A 23,467-nucleotide genomic window follows, 5' to 3' on the forward strand; every position below is an offset into this window, starting at 1 on the left:
TGATACCTTGGCTGGAGTATCAAAAAGTATCCAAGTTGTCGGACCCATCTGATACTTGTTGATACAAGTCAGCACAGTATCGATAAGTATCAGGTGGAACACGTATGCAGCCCAGTCCGTACACACCAGGTCAGGTGGCGCGCGACGTGGTTGGGCGCACGGAACAGCTTGCCGAGATCGGTGAGCGGCTGATGTATATGGCCGAGCTTGGCCGACTGATCGGGCGCATACGCGTCGACACCGGCCCACGTGGGGTGGGAAAGACCTCCCTATTGCGCGAGGTGCAGCGCGATGCGGAGGCACGCGGTGTGGTGACGGTGTGGGTCACCGCTGGAGGAGATGAGCCGCTCGCGTCGGCCATCGCGACGCAGATCCGCGTGCGTGGGGCGGCGTGGAAGAAGAAGTCGCGCGGCCGCCTGCTTCGCGCCATCGATCAGGTGAACATCACCGCCGGCGTACCGGGTGTGGCCCAAATCGGTGCCACCGTCAAACCGGCGCAAGGGGGTCAGGCCGAGTCGTCGTTCAAGGAACTGATTGTCGAGACCGTTACGGCCGCGCGTGAGGAGGGGCACCGCGGTCTGGTGCTGCTGATCGACGAGATCCAGGACGCCGACCGGGCCGGGCTTCGTACGCTGGCCGTGACCTGGCAGGACCTGCAGGCCGAGGCCGCTGCTCTGCCCGCCGGGGTATTCGCGGCGGGTTTATCGCAGACGCCCGAGATCATCAGTGCCGCGGCGACATTCAGTGAACGGTTCGCCTATCGCACGCTGCAACGTCTTGGTCCCGACGCGTCCCGTGTGGCGCTCGTGAAGCCGGCCGGGGCAGTGGGAGTCGGGTGGGAGTCGGGTGCGCTCGATGCCGTTATCGCGCAGACGAGCGGATATCCGTACACCCTGCAGCTGTACGCCGACGCCGCATGGGCGTGCGCCGGTTACCCGGATCCCGGGGGTCGGATCCGGATCACCGACGTGGAGCGCGCCGCCCGACAGGTCGCCGAGGATATGGACGCGCTGTTTCGCGCGCGCTGGAACAACGCCACACCGGTGCAGCGGCGCTTCCTGTCGGCGATGGCGCAGGCGTTGTCCGATGATCGGTCGGCGAGCCGGGCCGATATCGCGGCCGCCATGGGGCGGGATTCGCGGGCGATCAGCGCCGCCCGCGCCGCACTCATCGACAAGGGCTTGATCGCCGTCGCGGGCCACGGACTTCTCGAGTTCACCATCCCTGGCTTCGCGGAATTTGTTCGCGCTCAAGAGGGCTGACGCAGTGTCGGCAACTTAGTCGTTGTGCGGCGACTTCTCCCGGACCACTCCAGAGCGCTCGCACTTGGGATCGACCTTCACCGGGTGATACGGGCAGGGCTCACTGGTGGCTACGGCAGGCGAGGCCGTGACCAGGGACGTCGTCAAACACGCGGCCATCGCGAACTGCCGAAACATCGCAGGAACCTTCCTCTGGGATCTCTTTGGAGACAACCCCATTGAAGTTGGCGTGCCCTGCTACTGGCTTCCGATAAGTTGCCAGTCTCTGTCGAAAATCGGCCAGGCTTTGATGCTGGTGCCGCGTGTTACCGACTCTTACGCAACGGCGCGGGTGTCCAGAGTCCGCCGTGCACAGCGGTTCCGACCTGTAGCTGTGCCACGGTGGCATTCCGGTAATACGGCGTAAACCGTTGCAACGCACCCCAGTCACGGAACCAGTCGTTCTGCAGATAGGTCGGCACCGGAGTGGCCTTCAACAGCAGCTCGGTGATGCCCAGCGGTCCGCCACCGAGGTAGTCCATCACCGGCGAGTTGGCCTCCGCACCGAAGCGGTCAGGGAGGATGCGCCACTTCGGGATCTCGATGACCCCGTTCTTGTGGTCGAACGGACGCTGGCAGGGGAAGGCAAGTCCCACAAGCCAATCCAGGAACACTGGATCGGCGCCCACAACAGCCTGCAGTGAACGCAATGACGGCACGCGGGGTGGGGTGACCGCGATCCAATGCTGCGGTGCCAAGTCGTCATCGGTGACCAGCAACCGGATTCGGGTGGCGCTAGTCGGAAGGGCATCGCGGGACATCCGTAGGTTTCGCCAAGCCGGGGAGGGGCCGAGGTCGGCAAACGAGATGGCGCCCATAACCTTTCCGTCCTCACCGGCGAACTGCGCCTGCAGCTCTACCGGGTCGAACCGGCCCGCGGCCGCCAATACGACCAGCGGCTTGGTGGCGTCCTTCGGGGGCAGTCGGTACCACGCCGACTGCAACCGGGCGGGACGCTGACTGCCGATCTGATAGCTGCCCATCACGGGTGTGGTCTCGGGCCTGAGATCGAAGGGCAGGCGTGCCCGCGATCCGTTGACACCGGCGACAACGGTGGTGCCGCCCTCGGTGCCTTCCTGGCTGCCGTTGACGTTGTTGCCGCTCTTGTCGCGTGCGACGAAGCTGTCCGAGGCCTGGGGGTTGTTCTCCTCGTCGGCCGACACATCCGAGGGAATCCCGTTGGGATCGAACATGATGTTGGTATCGGCGGCCAGTGCCTGTCCGATCGGGGTGTCGATCGGTTGCAGCATCCCGGCGTTCGGATCCTCTTCGACCAGCACGTCGTTGGCCAGCCCGCAGCCGTTTCCGCGTAGTGCGTCGAGGTTGGAACGTCCGACCGACCACGCGGGGTACTGGTTGACCATGCCTGCGGTCAGCGAGAAGACCGACCAGATGACGACGATCCAGGTGCCAACGGCCAGAGGAGACTCGGCGATGCGTGCCAGCACCGGATGCACGGGTGTGCGGCCGGGGTGGTCGCGGCCGGTGAAATGCATCCATGCCGCTATCAGAAGGGCGAGCACCGACAGCCCGAAGAAGACGGTGCTGATGCCGAAGTGCCATTGCGGGAAGGAATTCGACCACGGCACGCCGAAGTTGGAGACGTACCACCACCCGTTCACGCTGGAGAACGAGAGGGAGAGGACGAACAGCACGATGGCGGCGTACAGCGTGCGGTTGCGCGGTGAGCGCATCGCTGCGGCGGTCACGGCCACGGCGGCCAGCGCGCCCAGTGATCCCGCCAGGCCCGCGAACACCCCGAAGTGGTGCGTCCACTTGGTGGGAGTGAACATGATCGCGATGAACGAGATCAGCGTGATGCCGATGATTCGTCGGCTGGGGCCGCTAGCGGTGCCGGGGATCTTGTTCTTGCGCAATGTCATCGCCACGGCCACGCCGAGCGCGATGAGCAGGGCAAGCACCGGGAATCGCCGGGAGATCGCGCCGTCGGTGGTGGGCAGGAATAGCCGTTCGTAGCGGACGTGTTCGTCGAACCAGTTCAACGACGGTCCCACGGCCGATTTGAGTGCGTTGGCCTGGATCTCACCGACGAGGGTTTGATCCCGGAAGATGACGACCAACGTGACCAGCCCGGCTGCCAGGATCGGTGCCAGCAGTGCGGCATAACCGAACCGTTTGGCGCGCTTGCCCACGATGGTTCGTAGTGGTCCGATCGCGACCAGCAGCGCACCGACGGAGGCGATACCCGTCGGTCCGGAGAACAAGGTGAGCGCACCGATGATGCATGCGACCGCGGCGGGAAGGAGCCGGTTGGTCGCGATCGATCGCTCGACCGAGCACCACGTCAACAGGATGCCGACGGCGATGATCGGTTCGGGTCGCAGGCCGTTGTTGAATGGCAGCCAGAACGCCAGGAACATCGCGGCCGCCGTCCATGGCACCACCGGATTCGTGCGCGCGGCGTGGCCCAGTCGCGGGATCACCTCGCGGCTGATGACGGCCCAGCACAGCACCCCCATGATCAGGGTGGGCAGCCGCATCCAGACGCTGGCAGTGCTGATGTGCGCCCAGAGGGTCAGTAGGTCGTAGTACCAGCCGAACGGCGACTCGGGAGTGCCGAACCAGCGGTAGTAGTTGGCCATATAGCCCGAGTGCTCCGCGACGCGGGCCATGGTGAGGATGTAGCCGTCATCAGAGGTGTTGGCGCCCACGAAGTGCCACCACACCAATACCGCGCCGACCAGCGCGTCGAGCGGTCGGGGCTTCCACCAGCCCTCGGGCATGAAGCGCTTGTGCTTGCGCCCGTCGGCCGTATCGAGAGTGTGTAGCGCGATCAGCGAGATGCCGGTAAGCAGGACGCCCAGGATCATCGCGATGAACTTGATGACGGTGGGGGAGCTGCTGTAGCGGGTGTCGACGGTGGCGGAGAGATGCAGGCCGGCGGGAGCGGGTCCGGACAGGTCGGTGAACACGCCGACGATCTGGGGCCGGAAGTCGTATCCGCCGCGTTCCCCGGCACGGGGCTGTCCGGGTTTGGCGTCTTTGGGGCCCTGCGTCAGGCCGACGAATTGACCGGTCACCTTGTCTGAATGCGCGGTGACCTCGAGTTGTTGGCAGTTGGGGCCGGTGACCTCGGACAGCGGGGCTGAGACCACCGGCACATTGCGCACGATCACCACGAGGTCGCCGCCGATCCGCTGGATCAGCATGCCGCGGTCCACCGCGTTGGGCGCCTGCTTGGGGACGGTCGAGAGCAGCACGGTGTTGTGGCCCTCGAGCCCCTTGGCCGCCGCACAGGGCACCGTGATCGTGAGGTCGGTGGGAACGTATCCGATGAGGGGTGCGTCAACGCTGGTGAGGGTGCCGTTCTGTGGCCAGTTCAGCTCAGCGGTGTCCTGCCGGACCGGCAGCAGCGGAGTGGCGATGGCCAACAGTGCGCCAAGAAAACCGGTGACGATCGCGATCAGCCGGGCCCTGCGGTAGTCGCCGTCGCCGTTGCCGGCGACCTTCTCCGTCGCGTTGCCCTGAACCGTCACGGAGGAAGATGTTAGTTGGCTACTTAGAGGGGACCCGCACAACCAGGACGAAGGGCCCTATGGTGCGCACGGTGAACCGCGGGTCGGCGAATAGCTGTTTGTTCAGTGTGACGGTGTACCGCTTCACGTTCGGCTGGTTGGGGTAGACGTCCTTGGCGAGCCGCAGGGAGTAGTTGTCACCGGTTTGGCGCATGAGAAGGACGGTCGGCGCGCGCCAGGGCAGTGCGTCCAGCGCCCGAATCATTTCGTCGGCGGTGTGCAGGTCTTCCCAGCTCTTGATCGCGGCCGCGCGCTTGTCGAACTGGGCTAAGGGATTCGCGTAGTGCGGGGTGAGCCCCTGGAAGCCGTAGTAGGGGTAGAACGCCAGGAAGCTGTAGTCGGCGGTGAGCACCACGATCTCATCGCGCGGCTTGCCGGTTATCTCGGTGATTGCCTTGTCGATAGCGCCGTAGTGACTTTCCGGGCCGGGCGGGCGACGGTCGGCGCGCTGTCCGGTGCCGTCGGTATCGGCGTAGGCGATGACGATGTCGGAGCGCAGAAAATTGGGGATGTCTTGGCTGAATGCCAGTGCACCGGCAAGTCCGACGACGGTGGCCACGAGCGTGGCTGACTTGGCGCGCTGGGTGGCCCAGGCGGCCACCTCGATGAAGGCGAACACTCCCGCCGCGGCGAGCAGCACGGTGAGGGTGGGCACGAGCCGGAAGGAAAGCAGGGTGGTCTTGGCAAGGGTGGCAAGCATCGAGAGCAACGACCACAGATAGACCGAGCCCACGCCGATCGCCAGCGCGCCGGCACGTACCGAGGTCCGTGCCCGCACCACCAGCCAGCCCGTGCCAAGCAGACACAGGCCGCCGAGCATGGTGGGCTGCAGCATCGGGAAGGCCAGTTCGGCGCCGTCATTGGGCAGGTAATGCTGCGCCGATGCGGCCTTTTCCAGGGAGGCCCGCGAAACCGCGATCAAGTAGGGACCCCAGAACACCAGAGCCAGCGCAATGGCGATGCCTGCGATGGCGAGCCAGCGCAGCAGGGGCTCTTTCACGGCGGACCACCAGCCGTCCCGCCGGATGCGGCTGATCGCCACCACCTTGGCGGCGACGGTGATGGCCAGCGCGCCGTACGCGGTGAGCAGTGTGTAGAACAGCGCCGCGAACCCCAGAAACACACCCGTCCCGATGACGGCGCTCCAGCCGCTGCCTGCGGGTGCACGGAGGGCGCTATAACCCAGAACCAGTACCGGCGGCAGCAGCACCGTGATGATCGCGCCGTAGGGCTCGGCAGCGGTGGAGTACAGGGTGACGGCGGCGGTCGCGGTAGTCACGATGAGGGCGTACTCGAAACGGATCAGCTTGTTCCAGAGGATGAATGCCGCACACACGGCGATCGCCAGCGACGTGACGGCCCACGGCTTGTACATCTCCCAGCCGGCGGTCCCGGTGAGCGCCGCCAGCCGCCCGCCGATCCAGAACCAGCCGGCCGGATAGAACGGTGGCATGTCCGGATAGGTCATATCGTGTAGCGCGGGCGAGTCGGTGAACCGTGTCAGGTACTCGGTGCGGAACTGCTGGTCCACCGAGACCCCGAACAGGTACAGCTTGGTGGCCCCTAGCGGCATCCCCAGTGTCACCACGGTGAACGTCGACAAGAAGAGCAGAGAAAGCATTTTCGCGACGGCCCGGCGCCCTCTGCGCCAGAGAACCCCGGCCAGCACCAGTCCGGCGATGGCACCGAACTGCCCGACCGTAGTCAGGGCGTGGAGCTGGTTTGACGATCCGAAGGCCGGCCACTCCACCCGGGCAATCGCGAGGAGCGCGACGACACTGACCGCCGAGGCCGTGACGACAGCAAGCGCCAGGTCCTTAGTGGTGTCTAAAACGTGCCGACGTGACGCCTCTGCTGTCTGGGCCGTCATCTCGCGCCTAGACAGGCAGCTTGCGGAAAATGGGGCGCGGAACGTGACGCAGCACTGACATCACAAAGCGCCATTGGCCGGGTGCCCAGATCAGCTCCTTGCCCGCAGCGGCCGACGCGACCACCAGCTCGGCGATCTCCTCCTTGTCGACCGTGAACGGCGCCTCCTTGGCGCCGGTGGCCTTCCAGTGTTCGATCGTCGTGGTGGTGCGGACTTGGCCCGGGCGTACCACCAGTACGCGAACACCGAACTCGCGCAGGGCTTCTCCGAGACCAAGGTAGAACCCGTCGAGCCCGGCCTTGGTTGAGCCGTAGACGAAGTTGGAGCGACGCACCCGCTCACCGGCGACCGAGGACATCGCGATGACCTGACCGAAGCCCTGTGCCTTCATCTTCTGGCCGATCAGCACGCCGACGGAGACGGCGGCGGTGTAGTTGACCTGTGCGCTCAGCACCGCCTTGGCCTGGTTCTGCCAGAGTTCCTCGGCATCGCCCAGGACGCCGAAGGCGACGATGGCGACATCCACATCGCCTTGTGCCCAGGCGGATTCGATGAGAGCGGGGTGACTCGCGGTATCGACGGCATCGAAGTCCAGGTACTCGACGGACTTGGCTCCGGCAGCCTCGATCTGTGCGACAGCGGCCGCGCGCTTCGGTGCGTTGGGCAGGTCGGCCAGGATGACGCGCGCGTGGGCGTTCTTGAGGTAGCGCTCGACGATGGCCAGGCCGATCTCCGAGGTACCGCCGAGCAGCAGGATGGTCTGGGGGTTACCCGTTGCGTCAATCATTGTGGGGCAGAAGCCTTTCTAGAGCAGCTCGAGGCGGCGGGCCATATCGGAGGCGAACACACCTTGGGGGTCGGCCTTGCGCCGGGTGGCGATCCACTCGTCGACGCGCGGATACATCTTGTGGAACTTCTCGGCACTCACCCGGGAATCCTTGGCGGTGTAGACCCGCCCGCCGAACTCCATGGCACGGGTGTCGAGCTCGTTGAGGAACTCGTTGACGCCGGGCTTGTTGGGGAAGTCCATTGCGACGTTCCAGCCCTTCATGGGGAAGCTCAGTGGCGCTTTGTTCCCCGGGCCAAAAAGCTTGAAGACATTGAGTGCCGAGTATTGGCCCTGGGTCTGGATCCACCGGATGATGCCCTTGAACTCATCGAGTGCATCGGGCGGAACCAGGAACTGATGTTGCGCGAAACCCGCTGGGCCGTAGGCGTATTGCCATCCGGTGGTGATGTCGAGCATGTGATAGAACTGCGTCAGATTGACGATCTTGCCCTGATAGTTGCCGCTCATCCGGTAGAACGCCTCGCCAATCGCCATGAGCGACGGCTTGATCATGAAGTTCACCGGGAAGAGGTCGGGGAAGCCGGGCAGTTGCGGCGCACTGAATTTCAGCGGATCCTTGGCCAGCTTCGGGGGCAGCTGATCCAACTTCGCAAGACTGCCGCGGCTGACGGCCGCCCGGCCCAGCTTCGGTGCCGGATTGATCAGGTCGAACCACGCACTGGAATAGGTGTACTGGTCCTCGCTGCCGTCCTGGTGCACCGCGATGGTCTCGTCCAGGTCCCGGGTCGCGACGCCGTCGGCGATGAAGTAGGCCGTTTCGGTGCGCGTCATGGCGATGCGTGCGCGAACGACGATGCCCGTCAACCCGTTTCCCCCGACGGTGGCCCAGAAGAGCTCGCTCTCGGGTCCGTCGGGCGTGATGGTGCGCACCTCGCCATCGGCCATCAGCAGGTCCAGGGACACCACGTGGTTTCCGAAGCTGCCGGCGCTGTGATGGTTCTTGCCGTGGATGTCCGAGCCGATGGCACCGCCCACGGTGACCTGGCGGGTACCGGGTAGCACCGGCACCCACAGGCCGAACGGCAGTGCGGCCTTCATCAGCTGATCCAGGCTCACACCTGCATCGACATCGGCGATGGCGGTCTCGGCGCTGATCGAGTGCACCCTGTTCAGCGGAGTCATGTCGACCACGATTCCGCCACCGTTGCACGCGTGATCGCCGTACGAGCGGCCCAGGCCGCGCGCGACGATCCCACGACGCAGGTGCGCGGGGCTGCCGGCGCTGGCATCGGCGACCTGGCGTACCGCTTCGGCGATCACATCGACATCGGGAGTGGAGAGTACGTGCGCGACGGTGGGCGCGGTGCGACCGAACCCGGTCAGTGCGCGCTGGGTCAGCGGAAGGTCTGTAGACATATCAGTCAAAAAGCGTACTTGAGCCTGTTAGCGCAGCCGGAAAATCACGGCGCGCTGGACGATGAAGTTGATGACAGTCGCGGTGCCCTGGGCGATGGCAAAGGCCACGAGCACCGCGGTCGGCGTGTAGTTCAGCAGCCCCAGGAACAGATGGTTGAGGCCCACCTGGACGAAGAAGGTCGTCAGGTACAGCGCCCATACCGCGATGAGCCGGGCGGTGCTGGGCGGCGCCTGGAACGTCCAACGCCGGTTGATCAGGTAGGCCGTGGTGGTGCCTGCGATGAAGCCGATGGCCTTGGCGAGGTCGGGCTGCAACCCGGCCACCTTGTAGAGCAGGACGTAGAGCCCGAAGTCGACGATCGCCGAAAGTCCACCGGTGATGACGAAACGGGTCGCTTGAGTGGTCAGCGACAGCGGAGCCTGCTCGGCTGGGACACCTGACACGGGCCAGAGCCTATGTCAGGTGTCTGGCCGCAGCGCCAATCAACGGGCCCCGCGCATGACTTTCCGCGCGCGGGTATGGTCCCAAAGGGTTTTCTAACAAGATTGCTGGAACATCGATGCGTGAGGGGCAACCATGACGACTCCAGAGCACGGAAGGCACGAGCGGGCCGAAGGCGAAGGACTTGATCCGCTGATCGACCTGTCGCGCGATCCCAACCCGGGAGTCCCCGACCACGCCAAAGACGACGAGTAGGCACTCACACTCGTTGCGGGACGAACGCCTCGATCTCCTTCACCATGAGCTCGGGCTGGTCCTCGCTGACGAAGGTGTAGCTGTCCGGTACCTCGACGAGTTTTGCGTCGGGCAGTAGCTGCACCCACCGTTGCGCGTGTGTGAACGGGAAGAACGGCAGCTTGCGTGGCCAGAGCAGCAGCACCGGCTTGTCGAAGGTGCGCAGCGTCTCGGCCGCGGCCAGCGTGTCGTGGTAGTCGATACCGCGCAGGAACGCCCGCACATCGCGCCGCACGGCTTTGTTCTGTAGCAAGGGCCGGACCCACTCGCCGAGCACATCCTCGGGGATGGAGTGCTTGGCAAGGGTGTTACCGAGAGCACGTTGGGCGATCTTGAGCCGGAACGGGCGCAACACGAAATCGGTGCCGGGAATGCGTGCCCAGTACTGGAAGATGCGAATCGACATCGGTAGGAAATTGTCGAAGGAGTCGCAGGGTGTCAGCACCACTCGGCCGATCCGGTCGCAGCCGTCCGCGAGGAGCAGCTGTGTGATGGCGCCACCGGTGTCGGTCGCGACGATGGTGACGTTATCGAGGTCGAGGGATCCGATCAGTTCCCGGATCAGCCCTGCCACCGAGCGAGGGGTGAGGTCCGCGCTCGCGTTCATCGGAGTCGTATGCGCACCCAGCGGGAGATCCGGCGCGATGCATCGGAACCGTTGGCTCAGCGGTTCGGTGACCTTGCGCCACATGGTGCTGGTGACGAACAGCCCGTGCACGAAGACGATCGCGGGACCGTCGCCGTTATCGCGGTAGTGGATGGGGCCGGCGGAGGACTCGAAGGTAGGCATGCCTCAACCATGGTGTTGAGCTGCTGCCATGACGAGGCGCGGCACTGCCAGACGGTGCCACTCGGATGCCTGCGCTAGAGGCCCGTGGCCGCCAGTACGCCGCAGAGCGCGTCGACGGCCGGTGCGAAACCGTGATCGGCAGGTGTGCCGAAGCTGACGACCACCCCGTCCGGATCGGGGATATGCGGTCCGGCCTGGGGGTGCCGCAGCCGCGACAGCCCGGCCAGCGCCACGCCCGCCTCGCCCGCCCGGTACAGCACGTCGGGTTCGGCCCCGTCGGGCAGCGTCAGCAGCAGATGCAGTCCGGCCGACAGTCCACGGACTCCGACGTCGTACTCCGAGAGTCGCGTGACGAGTTGGTCGCGTCGGCGCCGGTATCGGCCGCGCATCCGCCGGATATGCCGGTCGTAGTGGCCGCCGCCGATGAAGTCCGCCATGGTCAGTTGCGAGATGGCGTCGACGTACCACTGCCCGCCCCCGGCAGCCGCCACGGCGGCGTCCACCAGGTCCGGTGGCAGCACCATCCATCCCAGGCGCAGCACGGGGGCCAGGCTCTTGCTCGCTGAGCCGAGATAGACGACGCGATCGGGATCCAGGCTTTGCAGCGCGCCGACGGGCTGCCGGTCATACCGGAACTCGCCGTCGTAGTCGTCTTCTAGGACGTAGGAGTCGGTGCGGCGTGCCCAGTCCACCACCGCGGTGCGCCGACCCGGGTGTAGCGGCAGCCCGTGCGGAAAATGGTGGGCGGGGGTGATCATGGCGGCGCGCACGTTCAGGGTGTCAAGGTCGCTGACCACGGCACCCTCCTCGTCGAATCCTATGGGGATGCTGGAGCCTCCGGCGGCTTCGATGCAGTCGCGAAAGATGAAGAGCCCGTACGCTTCCAGGGCGATCGGCCGGGTCAGCCCATACATGCGGGTGAGGATCTCCACGGCATGACGGGTGCCCGCGCAGATGACGACCGAATCCGGTGAGGTTCGCACGCCCCGCACTCGGCCCACGTATTCGGCGACGGCTGAGCGCAGTTCGGGACGTCCGCGTGGGTCACCCGCGCGCAGGGCCTCGTGGGGTGCGTTGCTCAGTGCGCGGCGCACGGAGGTGACCCAGTCGGTGCGAGGGAAGGCGGTGACGTCTCCGGAGCCGGGTATGAGGTTATGCGGCGGCGGAGAGCCCGCTCCGCGTGATCGCGGCGGCAGTTGGTTGTGGACCCGATTGACCACGCGGGTTCCCGAACCCTGCCGCGATTCGAGCCAGCCTTCGGCGACGAGCTCCGCGTAGGCCTCGGCGACGGTGTTGCGCGCCAGTCCGAGGTCGGCTGCCAGGGTGCGGGAGGGTGGCAGCATCGCACCCACCGTCAGGCGTCCGGACCGGACCGCTTCGCGGAGCGCGGTGATCAACACATCGCGTACGCCGCGGGCACCGGGGGTGATGGCGTGACGCAGGTCCAGATGCAGATCATGGCTGAGGGGACGCGGCTCCGGTATTCCCGAATTGGCCCATGAACTCACGGTCAGATTGAACCATGAGAATGGGACTTTCTGCTTCTACCGTTAAGGCATGACAAGCACCCTGAATGCCCCAAGAATCCGCATGGACAAGGTCTCCCCCGAGGTGTACGAGGCCATGATGGCGTTGAGCATCGCCTCGGCCAAGGACGTCGAGCCCAGCCTCGCCGAGCTGATCAAGATCCGCGCCTCCCAGCTCAACCACTGTGCGTTCTGTCTCGATATGCACACCCACGATGCGCGCAAGCAGGGTGAGACCGAGCAGCGCATCTACCTGCTGAATGCCTGGGCCGAGGCCGGCGATATCTACACCGACCGGGAGAAGGCCGCACTGGCCCTCACCGAGGAAGCCACTGTCCTTTCCGCTGGTGAGCACGTGTCCGATGCCACCTACGCACGGGCGGCGGCGGTGTTCACCGAGCGCGAGCTCGGGCAGATCATCGGGATGATCCTGACGATCAACGCCTGGAATCGCATCGCTGTCACTACCCGCAACGCACCTCCGAAGCGTGGCTAGATTTGCCACATTCTTCGCCGTCGGCGTGACAGAAGCGTGATCGTTTCGTAATCTGACCGGGTGATCTCGGCGAGATGGCGTGCGAACGACGGTGGGAAGAGGCCCGCGATGCCGCTCTCTCGCGTCGCGGGCCTCGGCCTGTCACTCGTTGCCGGTGCCGCCGTGATGGGGGTAGTGAGCGAAGTTGGGAAGCCGGATGTCCAGCTTTCGCTCAAGCCGGAAGAGAAGGCGATCGTCTTGATCGCCGACTTGCCGCGTGCGCAGCGCGACCGGCGCTATGTCTCGGCCGAGGCGCTGGCCCTGGAGGCCAGGGCCAGGGCCATCAAGCCATGTTCGACGGTGTTGGCAGGTGCACAACCGGCGGTGGCGCAAGCGGGCAACTTCTTGAAGACGATGTTCGGCATCGGCGATATCGGCGGTGCCAGCGGGCGTGGTGGCGGCGGTGACCACGGTCGCGGTCTGGCTCTGGACTTCATGACGAGCTCTAACACCACCGGTACGGCGCTTGCGAACTTCGTGCTGGCCAACCGCGATCGGTTGGGGGTGACGTACGTGATCTGGCAGCAGCGGTACAACGATGGCAATGGCTGGTCGATGATGGAGAACCGCGGCAGTCCGACCGCCAATCACATGGATCACGTGCACGTCTCGTTCCGGGCAGGTGCGAAACCGCCCGCGATCAGCTGCTGACTGCAGTCGGCCGCGATAGACAGCGCCGAGGGCCCGGGCGCAGATATGTTGAATTCCATGGGTTTCTTGCCATCTCGTAATTCTCTGCGCGGTCTGCGGCAGATCGGTGACGGCCTCGGCACGCTCGATCGAGAAGTGTTCGAAGCGATTGCGGAGTCCCCGAGCCCGCTGCTGGACACCGTCATGCCCCGGCTCACGCGCGCTGCCGACCATTCCAAACTGTGGATCGGGATCGGCGCCGGGCTGGCCATGTTCGGCAAGCCGGCCATGCAGCGCGGCGCCACGCGTGGCCTGTTGACTCTGGCTGTGACCAGTGCGGTCACCAACCAGGTGGCCAAGAGGCTGCGGCGGCGCGACCGTCCCAACCACCTCTCGGTGCCGCTGATGCGGCGCAGTAGGCGCATCCCCACGTCGTCATCACTGCCCTCGGGCCATTCGGCGAGTGCGGCGGCCTTCGCGGTGGGCGTTGGCCTCGAGAGTCCGCCGGTGGGTTTTGGGCTCGCACTCCTCGCCGGGTTGGTGGGTCTGTCGCGCGTGGCCACCGGTGTCCACTATCCCGGCGATGTGTTCGCCGGATTCGGGATCGGCGCGGGGATAGCGGTGTTGGGTGCACGGGTGGTGCCGCCCATCGCACCGGCGACGGTGCGCGCGGCAGATCCGTTGCGGGTGGTGACTGCCGCGCGGCCCGAGGGCGAGGGCGTGGTCTTGGTGGTCAACCCGGCCTCCGGTGACGGAACCGGGCAGCGGATCCTGGATCAGGTGCGGAAAGCCTTGCCGCGCGCTGAGATCGTCGAACTCGACAAAGACGATGATGTGATCGAGGTGATGCGCAGCGCGGCGGGCCGGGCCGAAGTGCTCGCGGTGGGCGGCGGTGACGGCACGGTGGCATGCGCGGCCGGTGTTGCGGCTCAGACCGATACACCGCTGGCGGTTTTCCCCGGTGGCACGTTCAACCACTTCGCCAAGGACATCGGCTGTGACAGTGTGGCCAAGACGGTCGATGCCATCCGCAGGGGCAGCGCCAGCCGCGTCGATCTGGTCTACCTGAACGAAGACCAGGTGGTCATCAACACCGCCAGCATCGGCTCCTACCCGAAGTATGTACAGATCCGGGAGAAGCTTGAACGCCGGATCGGCAAGCCGCTGGCGAGTGTGTACGCGATGCTGCACATGCTGCGGCGCGATCATCCCGTACGTATCCGGTTCGATAACAAGACCATTCAGACATCACTGTTCTTCCTGGGTAATTCGGTCTACTTGCCGGCGGGTTTCGCCCCCTCGCTGCGAAGCCGTCTGGATGACGGGTTGATCGACGTGCGCATCCTGGAGACCGGCCGCAGGTTCAGCAGCGTGCGAATCCTCAGCGCGCTGGCATTCGGCCGCTTGCAGCGCAGCCCGCTCTATCACGAGTTGCAGGTGCCGGAGTTCACGTTCACCGCGGTGGATGGTCCGACGGTGATTGCGCATGACGGTGAGGCCGGCGACAAATACCCGGAGGCGCGCTTCAGGGTTCGCTACCGGGCGCTGGCGGTGCTCCGCCCGCTGCCCTGAGGCCAGGGCGGCAGTACCAACAGGCAGGCAATGAAGTACGCGTAGCCCAATGCCCACCCCGCCAGCACGTCCGAGGGATTGTGGACGTTGAGCAGAACTCTGCTGACGCCGATCGCCAGAATCAGCACAGAGCCGAGCAACGCGAGCCAGGGGCGCAGCGCGGCAACCGCTTTCGGCAGAAACACCGTGAGCAATGCCAGCACACCGACCATGACGCCCAGGGCATGTCCCGAGGGGAACGAGGATCCGTACGCATCGACCAACCTGGTCGCCGGGCGGGGACGGCCCGCGAGCAGTTTCGCCAACTCGGTTACCAGCGCGCTGAGTTCCACGGTGATCAGCAGGAACACCGCCTCGCGCCGCTGGTGCCGCACCAGCAGCACGACGATGACGACGGCCACCGCGATGCGGAACGCGCCCGGACCCAAGGCAGTGGCGAACACGTCCCAGGCGGTGACCCAGCCGGGGTGAGCGATTCCATAGTCATGCGCGGGGGCCAGTGCCGCGATGTCCAGTCGAGACAGCCAATCCCACTGCTGGGCATAGCCGATCCAGAGCAGCGCGAAGACGATGAAGGCGGCGCCGGCGGACACCGGCAGCCATCGGTGGTCCCGGGCGCTTATCCCTGGCATGCCTAGACCCAGTACGGGACCCGGGCGCGGTACTGGCGCATCACCAGTATCGCGACGGTCCAACCGACGACGGTGATGGCGATCGCGATGATCCAGTGGTGCAGCTGCTGGTCGAGCCCGAGCAGCGGATCACGGATGATGGCCAGGAAATGCACGAAGGGGTTGAGCTGCACCACGGTGGCCAGCTTGCCGACCTTCTCGTTGAGCATGTTCTCGTTCCAGATGATCGGCGTCATGAAGAACAACAGCTGCACCAGGCTGCCCAGCAGTGGGGAGATGTCCCGGTAGCGGGTGGCCAAGATGCCGAAAACCAGTGAGACCCATATGCAATTCAACGCGATCAACACCAGCGCGGGGATGAAGCTCAGGTCGGTGATATGCCAGTGCGGCGGATACACGGCGACGACGACAAAAAAGATGATGATGTTGTGGGCGAACAACAGCAGCTGTCGCCACACCAGCCGATAGACGTGCACGCTCAGCGGTGTCGGCAACTGTTTGATCAGGCCTTCGTTGGCGACGAAGACGTCTGCCCCCTCCAGGATCGCGGCGTTGAACAGGTTCCAGACGATCAAACCGATTGTCACGTAGGGCAGATGTTCGGCGAGTGGGATCTTGAACAGCTGCGAGTACAGGATGCCCATCGCCATGGCCGTCGAGCCGGTGGCGATGGTGATCCAGAACGGTCCCAGCACCGAGCGGCGGTAGCGCTGCTTGATGTCCTGCCAGCCCAGCTGTAGCCAGAGCTGCCGGTGCTCGAAGCCTTCGGAAAGATCACGCCACGCGCGTTTGAAGGTGCGGGAGTCCGAGGCGAGGTCCTCAATCGTCATGTCGCTCCTGTACTGAGGGAGTCGGGTTGCCTGGTCTTCCGAACTGCTCACGCCGGCCCAAGCGCCGCAACGCAATCCAGTCGCGCAGGCCGGCAACGTCGCGGCGCGTGATCAGGAAGTACCACCCGAACCGCACCCATTCCTGCGGCAGCAGCTTGCGCATGCCGGGCTGGGACATCAGGTAGCCGCGGTTGCGGTAGGTGAAATAGCGCTTGGTGGCATCGTCTGGGTACTGGGTGTGCATACGCCCACCCAGAATCGGTTTGAACTCGGCGGCGCCGTTGGGGTGTAGGTATGTCGTTTCCAGGCAGGTTCCGAACGGTAGACCCGAGCGTACGAGCCGCCGGTGCACGTCCACCTCGTCTCCGCGCACGAACAGACGCAGGTCCGGAACGCCCACGGCCTCTAGGGTTTCAGCGCGAAACAGTGCGCCGTTGAATAGCGAGGCGATGCCCGGCAACAGGTCTTGGCCGGCTTCGGTGCGCAGCTCCTTGACCCGTCGACGCCACACCAGGCCGCGGCGCAAGGGGAACGCCAACCGGCCGGGGTCATCGATATCGCACACCACCGGGGACACCTCGGCGAGACGATGCTTACGGGCACAGGCCAGCAGTGTTTCGAGAACGTCGGTGCCGCCCGGGCGGCCGTCGTCGTCGGCAAGCCATACCCAGGCAGCGCCGAGGGTGAGTGCGTGCAACATGCCGAGCGCGAATCCGCCTGCGCCCCCGAGGTTCCGGTGCGAACCCAGGTACGTGGTGGCGATGGGTTGACCGTCGACCAAGGCCTTCACCGCGGGATCGTTGTCGTTGTCCACCACCACAAGATGATTCGGCGGGACGGTCTGCGTCGTGACGATCTTCAGCGACTCGGCCAGTTCCGCGGTGCGCCGGTAGGTGACGACGACGGCGACAACACCGCCGACGGAGTCATCCATGGGCGTCTTCGGCCAGGACCTGGGCCACGTGATCGCCGGCCTCGTTGCCTTCGTAGGCGCGGACCACCTCTTCGATGCCGCCACTCATCTTGATGGTGCCGTGATCGATCCACATTGCCGTGTTGCACAGTCGGGCCAGAAATTCGTTGGAATGACTGGCGAAGACGAGCATGCCGGAGCGTTCCACTAACTGCTGCAATCGAATTCGGGCCTTCTTCATAAACTCGGCATCTACCGCACCGATGCCTTCGTCGAGTAGCAGGATCTCCGGGTCGATGCTGGTGACCACACCCATAGCCAGCCGAACGCGCATACCGGTGGAGTATGTGCGCAGCGGCATGGAGAGGTACTCGCCGAGTTCGGTGAAGTCGGCGATCTCTTCGACCTTGGCCTGCATCTGTTTACGGGTCTGCCCCAGGAACATGCCGCGGATGATGATGTTCTCGTATCCTGAGATCTCGGGGTCCATGCCCACGCCCAGGTCGAATACGGGCGCGACCCGCCCCTGGACGTACGAGCTGCCGCGGGTGGGCTCGTAGATTCCCGAAAGAAGCCGCAGCAGAGTCGATTTGCCCGCGCCGTTGTGGCCGACGAGGCCGACCCGGTCGCCCTCCTTGAGGGACAGCGTGATGTCTCGCAGTGCCTCGATGACCACGACGTTCGATTCGTTGCGACCGATGGCGCCGCCGGCCTTGCCGAGAAACGCCTTCTTCAGCGAGCGTGATTTGGCATCGAAGATCGGGAATTCCACCCACGCCTCGTGGGTCTGGATACGGACCATGTTCTCGGGGCCTACAGGTACTGGCCGGTGCCGCTGCCGCCGCCCTGCGCGGGTACGGAAAGACCGGGCGGCAGAACACCTTGACGCATCTGCTGTAGCTGTGCGCGTGCCGCCATCTGCTGGGCGAAGAGCGCGGTCTGGATGCCGTGGAACAGCCCCTCCAGCCAGCCCACCAACTGTGCCTGCGCGATGCGCAGCTCGGCATCGGAAGGAATGCTCTCCTCGTTGAACGGCAGGGCGAGGCGCTCCAGTTCCTCACGGAGCTCGGGGGCCAACCCGTCTTCCAGCTCGGCGATGGATGCGGCGTGGATCTCGCGCAGCCGAGAGCGGCTGGCGTCGTCGAGAGGTGCCGCGCGCACCTCCTCGAGAAGCTGCTTGATCATCGTGCCGATGCGCATCACCTTGGCGGGTTGCTCGACGAGATCGGTGATCGAGGGGTCGTCGTCGGCGCTGTCGGCGCCCTTGTCGGCATCGCCGGCGCCCAGAATGATCACCTGGTCGTCGTCATCGTCCTGACCGGGATGGGTCATCTGTCACCTTCCGCCTGTGGTTTCCGATCGCCGACCCATTCGTAGATCTGGGCGGCGCCGTTGTCGTACAGCTTTCTCCATGATCGGGATCTGTCCAACGACCTTAGTCCGTCGGGAACCTTGAACCCCTGGACCACGGGAGTACTGGTCATGACGTAGCGAATATTCAGCGCGTGCACGGCATCGGTCACGCGCCGATCGGTATCGGCGTCGTCGGCGTAGGCCCAGAAGATGTACCGGTGATAGCCCGGACCCTGTTGCTGCGGGAAGTCGTAGTGCGTCCACAGCGGGTGCAGTCCCGCCACCGCGTACATCCAGCCCGAGCCGTCCACGTTTCCGTCGCCGATGGTGGTGTCTTTGGCGCCCGGCAGGGTGGCCAGGTAGGCGAACGCGTCGAGTTTCTTGGGCCCGATCATCACCTGGTCGTATTTCGCGCCGACGAGGTACTTGTGCGGCAGGAAGTAGTGCCGGGCGGAGAAGGCGCAGACCGCGGCCAACGTGATGGCCGTGGCCACCAGGGCCCATTGGCGGGTGCGCTCCCCCCGGATCCTCGTCAGCACGGCGTAGGCCAGCGTGAACAAACCGATCCCGGCAGCGGGAGCCAGCAGCAGGCACACGATGGCCGACAGCCTGCGCGGGTCGCTGTAGAAGGCGTCGGAGAACAGGGCCACCGCGCGGCCGATGAAACCACCAAAGGGTCTGGAGGAGTGGACAATTGCCACGATCAGCAGCAGCCAAACCGCAAGTGGCCAGTACACCCGCTTCACGATCAGTACGACAGCGCCGAGAAGTGCCAGCCAGAGCAGGGCGGACTGCACCGGGTAGTCGGCGAGGTGGCGGGTGTGCTGGGTGAGGGCGTCCAGCAGCGCGCGCTTCTTTCCCCACGGAGTGGTGAATTGGTGTCCTGCGATGATCTCGGACAGCTGGAGCAGGGTGCGCAGTTGCGGGTAGAGCAGCACCAGAGAGACGACACCGGCAATGGCCAACGGCAAGAACCCATTTCCCACCCGGCGTCGGGGCTTGTGTTCCTTGCCGCGGTATCGGGACAGTGGCGCAAGGAGCCACCAGGCGGCGACGAAGACGACCGCCACGATGGCACCGGAGGTGTGCACCGAGGCGATTCCCACGAATGCCAGCACCGCCACGGGTATGCGGCTGCGGTCGGCGACCACGCTCGTGACGGCGATTACCGCCGGACCCACCAGGGCGAAGGACACGAGGTTCGGCACCGCCGCCACGTGGAACTCCACGTAGGGCAGCGCCGTGAACGAGGCCGAGAGCGCGGCGGCGGTGGCTGCGCAACCGGCCTGGAAGGTGCGGCTGGTGCGGCCGCGCAGCATCTGCCAGGCCAGTGCCGCGGCGCTGAGCGGGAAGAGCAGCGACCCGGCCACCGCGTACAGCGTGTAACTCGTCGTGGGAGCCGCGCCGGTCAGTTGGCTCAGCACTGCCGCCAGACCGTGGAAGGCCGACGGGTAGTAGAGAGTCGCGTGCGTCTCGACATTGCGGAGGTCGCCCATCCGGGTCGACGATGCTTGCCCGGTGTCGAGGATGTAGCGGATGGTGTTCCCGTGCCACATCGAGTCCCAGGTACTGGGGACCGATTGCCAGTTGGTCAGTCCGCGCAAGAATGCGTAGAAGATGAGCCCGGATCCGATCGCGATGCCGAACGCGACCGCGATCACTGCCGCACGACTTTGTGACGGGAATTGTTCGGCGTGCTCTTTTGGCCGCAGCCAACGCCACAGCAGCCGTGCGACGACGATCCCGCCGAGGAGCGCAAACCCGGCGGAGACTGAATTCCACGGTATGCCGATTGAGCCGAAGGTGACGATGCACAGCCCAACTAGCCCATAGGTCAATGCAGGTGCGGTGACGGCGGCCGAATGTGTTGGTAGCCCGAAGGCTCGGCCAATCAGCCAGCCTGGGATGAACAGCAACAGCAGTGCCGTGGCCACCCCGAAAGCGAACGACATTGCTCTAGTATGACTACACGAGACGGCGCCGTTAACCGTCGTCCGTCGGGGCGTGGTGCAACGACGGGTTCAGCGCCGTGACCTGTGGTGAGCATCTAAGGTGTCTGGCATGGCTTATGACGTCGCCCGGGTGCGTGGTTTGCACCCGACCCTCGGCGACGGGTGGGTACATTTCGATACCCAAGCCGGGATGCTCATCCCCGATGCGGTTGCTACGACTGTATCCACAGCGTTCCGGGGATCCTTTTCCGACACGCGGGGTCCGCACCCCAGCGCGCGGCGCAGTGCTGCCGTCCTGGAGGCCGCTCGGCACGCTGCCGCCGATCTGGTGGGTGCCGACGCGCGCGGGGTGGTGCTGGGCAGTGACCGCGCCGTTCTGCTCAATTCTCTGGCGGAAGGATCGTCCTCCAAAGCGGGCCTCGGCTACGAGCTGGTGGTGTCCAGACTCGACGAAGAAGCCAATGTGCAGCCGTGGCTGCGTTCGGCCAACCGATACGGCGCCAAGGTCAAGTGGGCCGAGGTCGACATCGAGTCCGGCGATCTGCCGTCCTGGCAGTGGGAGTCTTTGATTACCAAGCCGACCCGGCTGGTGGCGGTGACGGCCGCTTCTTCGACCCTGGGCACGGTGCCGGATCTGCAACAGGCCACCAAGCTCGCGCACGCGGTCGGTGGTCTCGTGGTGATGGACTGTTCAAGCCTGGTGCCGTATCGCGCCTTCGATATCGAAGACCTGGACGCCGATGTTGTCGCCTTCAACGCGACGGCATGGGGTGGACCGCCGGTGGGCGCGTTGGTCTTCCGGGATCCTGCGCTGCTGGATTCGATCAGTTCGATTTCGCTCAACCCGCTGGCGAGCGGGCCCGCGCGCCTGGAGCTGGGCGGGCATCAGTTCGCGATGCTGGCCGGGCTGGTTGCCAGCGTGGAGTACCTGGCCGGTTTGGACGAGTCCGCGTCGGGCACCCGGCGCGAGCGGCTGCTGACGTCCCTGACTTCGGCGGGCGCGTATCTGGATTGGTTGTTCCGGTATCTGGTGAGCGCGCTGCGGACCCTGCCGCGGGTCATGGTCATCGGGGCTCCGGAGGACCGGATTCCCGCGCTCAGCTTCACTGTGATCGGGATTCCCGCGGACCGGGTGGTGCAGCGACTGGCCGACAACGGGGTGTGCGCGATCGCCAACACCAGCTCGCGGGTGCTCGACGCTATCGGTGTGAACGAGATCGGCGGCGCGATAACGGTTGGGTTGGGGCACTATTCGACGGCCGCCGAGGTCGACCAGCTGGTACGCGCGGTCGCCTCGCTGGGGTGACCGCGGCGCCAGCTCAGAGTGTCAGTAGTACCTTCCCCACGACCTCCCCGCTCTCCAGCAGGCGGTGAGCCTCGGCCGCTTGGCTCACCGGGATCTCGGCGCCCACGATCGGCCGGACCTTCCCCGCCTCGACAAGCGGCCACAGGTTCCGCGTGACGGAATCGACGATCGCGGCCTTGCCGGACGGTCCGTCCAGTGGCCGTCCGCGCAGCGTGGTAGCGGTGACGGAGCCGCGTTTGGTGATCAGCTTGGCGATGTTCAGCTCTGCCACCGCGCCGCCTTGCATACCGATGATGACGAGGTGGCCGTCATTGCCGAGAGCATCGACGTTCCGGTCCAGATACTTCGCTCCCATGATGTCCAGGATGAGGTCGGCTCCGGCACCGTCGGTGAAGTTGTGAACTGCCTGTACAAAATCGGTGGCCCGGTAGTTGATGGCCAGATCGGCACCAAGATCACGACAGGCGTCGAGTTTGTCGGGGGTGCCTGCGGTGATCGCAACCCGAACGCCGAGCGCCTTGGCTACCTGAATGGCATGGGTGCCGATTCCGCTTGAGCCACCGTGAATCAGGATAGATTGTCCGGCAGTCATTCTCGCCGTCATCACGAGGTTCGACCACACCGTGCAGGCGACTTCGGGTAGTGCCGCAGCGACATCAAGGTTGATGTTTGAGGGAATCGGCAGTACCTGACCGGCGGGTACCGCCACCTTCTCGGCGTACCCGCCACCGGACAGCAGAGCACAAACAGATTGTCCTACAGCCCATTCCGTGACATCTGCGCCAACCTGACCGATGGTTCCGGAGCATTCGAGTCCCAAGATGTGGCTCGCACCGGGCGGCATGGGATACAGGCCCTGGCGCTGTAGCAGATCCGCGCGGTTAACTGCGGCGGCCGTTACATCGATCAGTATTTCGCCTGGTCCCGGAGTTGGGTCGGGAACTTCGGTCCAGCACAGCGCTTCTGGCCCACCCGGCTGGTCAACGGTGATAGCGTGCATAGCATCCAGACTATGCCGAGCTATTGGTGGTCGCCGGGTTATCGGACAGTGCGGGTGGAGGCGCGGTCGAGGCCATGGCTTGGTCGACGGAGGGGGATGGTGCATGAGTACACGTTCGGAGAGCGAAGTCCCGGGACTTGACCTCGCCGAATTTCGTTCGTGGCAAAACTTTTGGATAGCGACTAACCGGTTGTACTTTTTGTTGAACCGCAAAATGGTTGCTTCGCACGGAATTTCGTTGACCGACTTCCAAGTGCTTCAGCAATTGTTGCGGTCAGCTAACGGCAGTTGCCGGATGGGGGATATCGCCACCAGCCTGTTGGCCTCGCGCAGCCGGATCACGCACCAGGTGCGCCGCCTCGAGGAACAGGGGCTGGTGAAACGGGGGTCGATGCCCCAGGACCGTCGGGCGGTCTTGGCGGCGCTTACCGAGCAGGGCCGCACGCTGGGCGAGGCGGCGATGCGTACGTACTCCGAATGTGTTCGTGAGCACTATCTGACCCGCCTGACCCGGCCACAGCAGGCGGCCATCGCCGAGAGCTTCCGGCGGGTCGGAGAGGGTGCCGAAGAGGCGCTCCATGACACCGAGGGCCGCGGCGGGGAGTAGATCGCTCGGCGGAGCCGCTAGGCTTGCCGACGGTGGCGTGGCAGAGCGGCCTAATGCACTCGCCTTGAAAGCGAGAGACGGCTAACACCGTCCGGGGGTTCAAATCCCTCCGCCACCGCTCTTAACGCCGCAGCTGGACTGTGCGCAGCTGGGGATGTTTCTGGGTCCCGGC

General features: G+C 65.2%; 20 protein-coding genes, 1 tRNA gene and 1 pseudogene. 7 read left to right on the forward strand and 15 right to left on the reverse strand.

Translation table 11 applies throughout. From position 1 onward, the window contains the following. The first annotated feature begins 104 nt into the window (after window positions 1-104). Window positions 105-1,262 (forward strand): ATP-binding protein, encoded by a 1,158-nt coding sequence (locus tag BB28_RS00950; protein WP_046252154.1) that lies wholly within the window; start codon window positions 105-107, stop codon window positions 1,260-1,262. Between the two features lie 15 nt (window positions 1,263-1,277). Here the strand turns inward: BB28_RS00950 and BB28_RS25295 are convergent, their stop codons facing one another. From BB28_RS25295 to pdxR, 8 genes are all read right to left on the reverse strand, one after another. Beyond that, window positions 1,278-1,439, reverse strand: a complete 162-nt coding sequence (locus tag BB28_RS25295; protein WP_046252155.1) for a hypothetical protein — start codon at window positions 1,437-1,439, stop codon at window positions 1,278-1,280. Window positions 1,440-1,567: 128 nt separating this feature from the next. Further along, on the reverse strand, window positions 1,568-4,798 hold the full coding sequence (locus BB28_RS00955; protein WP_046252156.1) for an arabinosyltransferase domain-containing protein: 3,231 nt from the start codon (window positions 4,796-4,798) through the stop codon (window positions 1,568-1,570). Between the two features lie 19 nt (window positions 4,799-4,817). Continuing rightward, window positions 4,818-6,707 (reverse strand): galactan 5-O-arabinofuranosyltransferase, encoded by a 1,890-nt coding sequence (locus BB28_RS00960; RefSeq protein ID WP_046252157.1) that lies wholly within the window; start codon window positions 6,705-6,707, stop codon window positions 4,818-4,820. Between the two features lie 7 nt (window positions 6,708-6,714). Further along, window positions 6,715-7,494: a decaprenylphospho-beta-D-erythro-pentofuranosid-2-ulose 2-reductase gene (locus BB28_RS00965; protein WP_046252158.1), complete on the reverse strand. Its 780-nt coding sequence runs from the start codon at window positions 7,492-7,494 to the stop codon at window positions 6,715-6,717. Window positions 7,495-7,512: 18 nt separating this feature from the next. After that, the gene (locus BB28_RS00970; protein WP_046252159.1) at window positions 7,513-8,913 is read right to left on the reverse strand and encodes a decaprenylphosphoryl-beta-D-ribose oxidase; all 1,401 of its coding nucleotides are present in this window, start codon (window positions 8,911-8,913) and stop codon (window positions 7,513-7,515) included. A gap of 27 nt (window positions 8,914-8,940) precedes the next feature. Beyond that, window positions 8,941-9,357 (reverse strand): GtrA family protein, encoded by a 417-nt coding sequence (locus BB28_RS00975; protein ID WP_046252160.1) that lies wholly within the window; start codon window positions 9,355-9,357, stop codon window positions 8,941-8,943. Window positions 9,358-9,614: 257 nt separating this feature from the next. Then, window positions 9,615-10,439: an alpha/beta fold hydrolase gene (locus tag BB28_RS00980; RefSeq protein WP_046252161.1), complete on the reverse strand. Its 825-nt coding sequence runs from the start codon at window positions 10,437-10,439 to the stop codon at window positions 9,615-9,617. A 74-nt stretch (window positions 10,440-10,513) separates the two neighbouring features. Beyond that, window positions 10,514-11,947 (reverse strand): MocR-like pyridoxine biosynthesis transcription factor PdxR, encoded by a 1,434-nt coding sequence (gene pdxR, locus BB28_RS00985; RefSeq protein ID WP_075874115.1) that lies wholly within the window; start codon window positions 11,945-11,947, stop codon window positions 10,514-10,516. Between the two features lie 49 nt (window positions 11,948-11,996). Here pdxR and BB28_RS00990 point away from each other — a divergent pair, with 49 nt between their 5' ends. The 3 genes from BB28_RS00990 to BB28_RS01000 all read left to right on the forward strand — a co-directional run bounded on the left by BB28_RS00990 (window position 11,997) and on the right by BB28_RS01000 (window position 14,702). Further along, complete coding sequence (locus tag BB28_RS00990) at window positions 11,997-12,461, forward strand: carboxymuconolactone decarboxylase family protein (protein ID WP_046252162.1); 465 nt, start codon at window positions 11,997-11,999, stop codon at window positions 12,459-12,461. Window positions 12,462-12,569: 108 nt separating this feature from the next. Then, the gene (locus BB28_RS00995; RefSeq protein ID WP_046252163.1) at window positions 12,570-13,151 is read left to right on the forward strand and encodes a VldE C-terminal domain-containing protein; all 582 of its coding nucleotides are present in this window, start codon (window positions 12,570-12,572) and stop codon (window positions 13,149-13,151) included. Window positions 13,152-13,208: 57 nt separating this feature from the next. Beyond that, window positions 13,209-14,702 (forward strand): bifunctional phosphatase PAP2/diacylglycerol kinase family protein, encoded by a 1,494-nt coding sequence (locus BB28_RS01000; protein ID WP_046255430.1) that lies wholly within the window; start codon window positions 13,209-13,211, stop codon window positions 14,700-14,702. Here the strand turns inward: BB28_RS01000 and BB28_RS01005 are convergent. The 6 genes and pseudogenes from BB28_RS01005 to BB28_RS01030 all read right to left on the reverse strand — a co-directional run bounded on the left by BB28_RS01005 (window position 14,656) and on the right by BB28_RS01030 (window position 20,382). Then, a pseudogene (locus BB28_RS01005) lies at window positions 14,656-15,334 on the reverse strand (phosphatase PAP2 family protein). The gene BB28_RS01000 and the pseudogene BB28_RS01005 sit on opposite strands and share 47 nt — an antisense overlap. Window positions 15,335-15,336: 2 nt before the next feature. Further along, window positions 15,337-16,164 carry a galactan export ABC transporter permease subunit Wzm/RfbD gene (gene wzm, locus BB28_RS01010; protein WP_046252165.1) on the reverse strand — a complete coding sequence of 276 codons (828 nt, stop codon included), beginning with the start codon at window positions 16,162-16,164 and terminating at the stop codon, window positions 15,337-15,339. Continuing rightward, entirely contained in the window at window positions 16,154-17,098 is a 945-nt protein-coding gene (glfT1, locus tag BB28_RS01015; RefSeq protein ID WP_046252166.1) for a galactofuranosyltransferase GlfT1, read from the reverse strand. Before glfT1 ends, wzm begins: the two co-directional genes overlap by 11 nt. After that, window positions 17,091-17,879: a galactan export ABC transporter ATP-binding subunit Wzt/RfbE gene (wzt, locus tag BB28_RS01020; protein ID WP_046252167.1), complete on the reverse strand. Its 789-nt coding sequence runs from the start codon at window positions 17,877-17,879 to the stop codon at window positions 17,091-17,093. Before wzt ends, glfT1 begins: the two co-directional genes overlap by 8 nt. Before the next feature lie 11 nt (window positions 17,880-17,890). Further along, a complete protein-coding gene (locus BB28_RS01025) occupies window positions 17,891-18,409 on the reverse strand; it encodes a bacterial proteasome activator family protein (RefSeq protein ID WP_046252168.1) in 519 nt (172 codons plus the stop codon). Continuing rightward, entirely contained in the window at window positions 18,406-20,382 is a 1,977-nt protein-coding gene (locus BB28_RS01030) for a DUF6541 family protein (protein WP_046252169.1), read from the reverse strand. Before BB28_RS01030 ends, BB28_RS01025 begins: the two co-directional genes overlap by 4 nt. 109 nt (window positions 20,383-20,491) lie before the next feature. On the opposite strand from BB28_RS01030, the gene BB28_RS01035 reads away from it, so the two are divergent. Beyond that, the gene (locus BB28_RS01035) at window positions 20,492-21,688 is read left to right on the forward strand and encodes a cysteine desulfurase-like protein (protein WP_030096083.1); all 1,197 of its coding nucleotides are present in this window, start codon (window positions 20,492-20,494) and stop codon (window positions 21,686-21,688) included. Between the two features lie 13 nt (window positions 21,689-21,701). Here the strand turns inward: BB28_RS01035 and BB28_RS01040 are convergent, their stop codons facing one another. Then, complete coding sequence (locus BB28_RS01040; protein WP_046252170.1) at window positions 21,702-22,688, reverse strand: NAD(P)H-quinone oxidoreductase; 987 nt, start codon at window positions 22,686-22,688, stop codon at window positions 21,702-21,704. Window positions 22,689-22,926: 238 nt separating this feature from the next. Between BB28_RS01040 and BB28_RS01045 the strand changes: the two genes are divergently transcribed. Both BB28_RS01045 and BB28_RS01050 read left to right on the forward strand, forming a co-directional pair. Beyond that, the gene (locus tag BB28_RS01045) at window positions 22,927-23,295 is read left to right on the forward strand and encodes a MarR family winged helix-turn-helix transcriptional regulator (protein ID WP_256364533.1); all 369 of its coding nucleotides are present in this window, start codon (window positions 22,927-22,929) and stop codon (window positions 23,293-23,295) included. Between the two features lie 31 nt (window positions 23,296-23,326). Next, window positions 23,327-23,413 (forward strand) — tRNA-Ser (locus BB28_RS01050). Window positions 23,414-23,467: the final 54 nt, after the last annotated feature.

This window comes from Mycobacteroides chelonae CCUG 47445 (assembly GCF_001632805.1).
Classification (GTDB): Bacteria; Actinomycetota; Actinomycetes; order Mycobacteriales; family Mycobacteriaceae; genus Mycobacterium; species Mycobacterium chelonae.

What these genes read in the sequence shown, in the direction of transcription:
- BB28_RS00950 (WP_046252154.1), top strand. Translation starts at nt 105, where the DNA reads ATGCAGCCCAGTCCGTACACACCAGGTCAGGTGGCGCGCGACGTGGTT.
- BB28_RS25295 (WP_046252155.1), bottom strand. Translation starts at nt 1,439, where the DNA reads ATGTTTCGGCAGTTCGCGATGGCCGCGTGTTTGACGACGTCCCTGGTC.
- BB28_RS00960 (WP_046252157.1), bottom strand. Translation starts at nt 6,707, where the DNA reads ATGACGGCCCAGACAGCAGAGGCGTCACGTCGGCACGTTTTAGACACC.
- BB28_RS00965 (WP_046252158.1), bottom strand. Translation starts at nt 7,494, where the DNA reads ATGATTGACGCAACGGGTAACCCCCAGACCATCCTGCTGCTCGGCGGT.
- BB28_RS00970 (WP_046252159.1), bottom strand. Translation starts at nt 8,913, where the DNA reads ATGTCTACAGACCTTCCGCTGACCCAGCGCGCACTGACCGGGTTCGGT.
- BB28_RS00980 (WP_046252161.1), bottom strand. Translation starts at nt 10,439, where the DNA reads ATGCCTACCTTCGAGTCCTCCGCCGGCCCCATCCACTACCGCGATAAC.
- BB28_RS00990 (WP_046252162.1), top strand. Translation starts at nt 11,997, where the DNA reads ATGACAAGCACCCTGAATGCCCCAAGAATCCGCATGGACAAGGTCTCC.
- BB28_RS00995 (WP_046252163.1), top strand. Translation starts at nt 12,570, where the DNA reads ATGCCGCTCTCTCGCGTCGCGGGCCTCGGCCTGTCACTCGTTGCCGGT.
- BB28_RS01000 (WP_046255430.1), top strand. Translation starts at nt 13,209, where the DNA reads ATGGGTTTCTTGCCATCTCGTAATTCTCTGCGCGGTCTGCGGCAGATC.
- wzm (WP_046252165.1), bottom strand. Translation starts at nt 16,164, where the DNA reads ATGACGATTGAGGACCTCGCCTCGGACTCCCGCACCTTCAAACGCGCG.
- glfT1 (WP_046252166.1), bottom strand. Translation starts at nt 17,098, where the DNA reads ATGGATGACTCCGTCGGCGGTGTTGTCGCCGTCGTCGTCACCTACCGG.
- wzt (WP_046252167.1), bottom strand. Translation starts at nt 17,879, where the DNA reads ATGGTCCGTATCCAGACCCACGAGGCGTGGGTGGAATTCCCGATCTTC.
- BB28_RS01025 (WP_046252168.1), bottom strand. Translation starts at nt 18,409, where the DNA reads ATGACCCATCCCGGTCAGGACGATGACGACGACCAGGTGATCATTCTG.
- BB28_RS01030 (WP_046252169.1), bottom strand. Translation starts at nt 20,382, where the DNA reads ATGTCGTTCGCTTTCGGGGTGGCCACGGCACTGCTGTTGCTGTTCATC.
- BB28_RS01035 (WP_030096083.1), top strand. Translation starts at nt 20,492, where the DNA reads ATGGCTTATGACGTCGCCCGGGTGCGTGGTTTGCACCCGACCCTCGGC.
- BB28_RS01040 (WP_046252170.1), bottom strand. Translation starts at nt 22,688, where the DNA reads ATGCACGCTATCACCGTTGACCAGCCGGGTGGGCCAGAAGCGCTGTGC.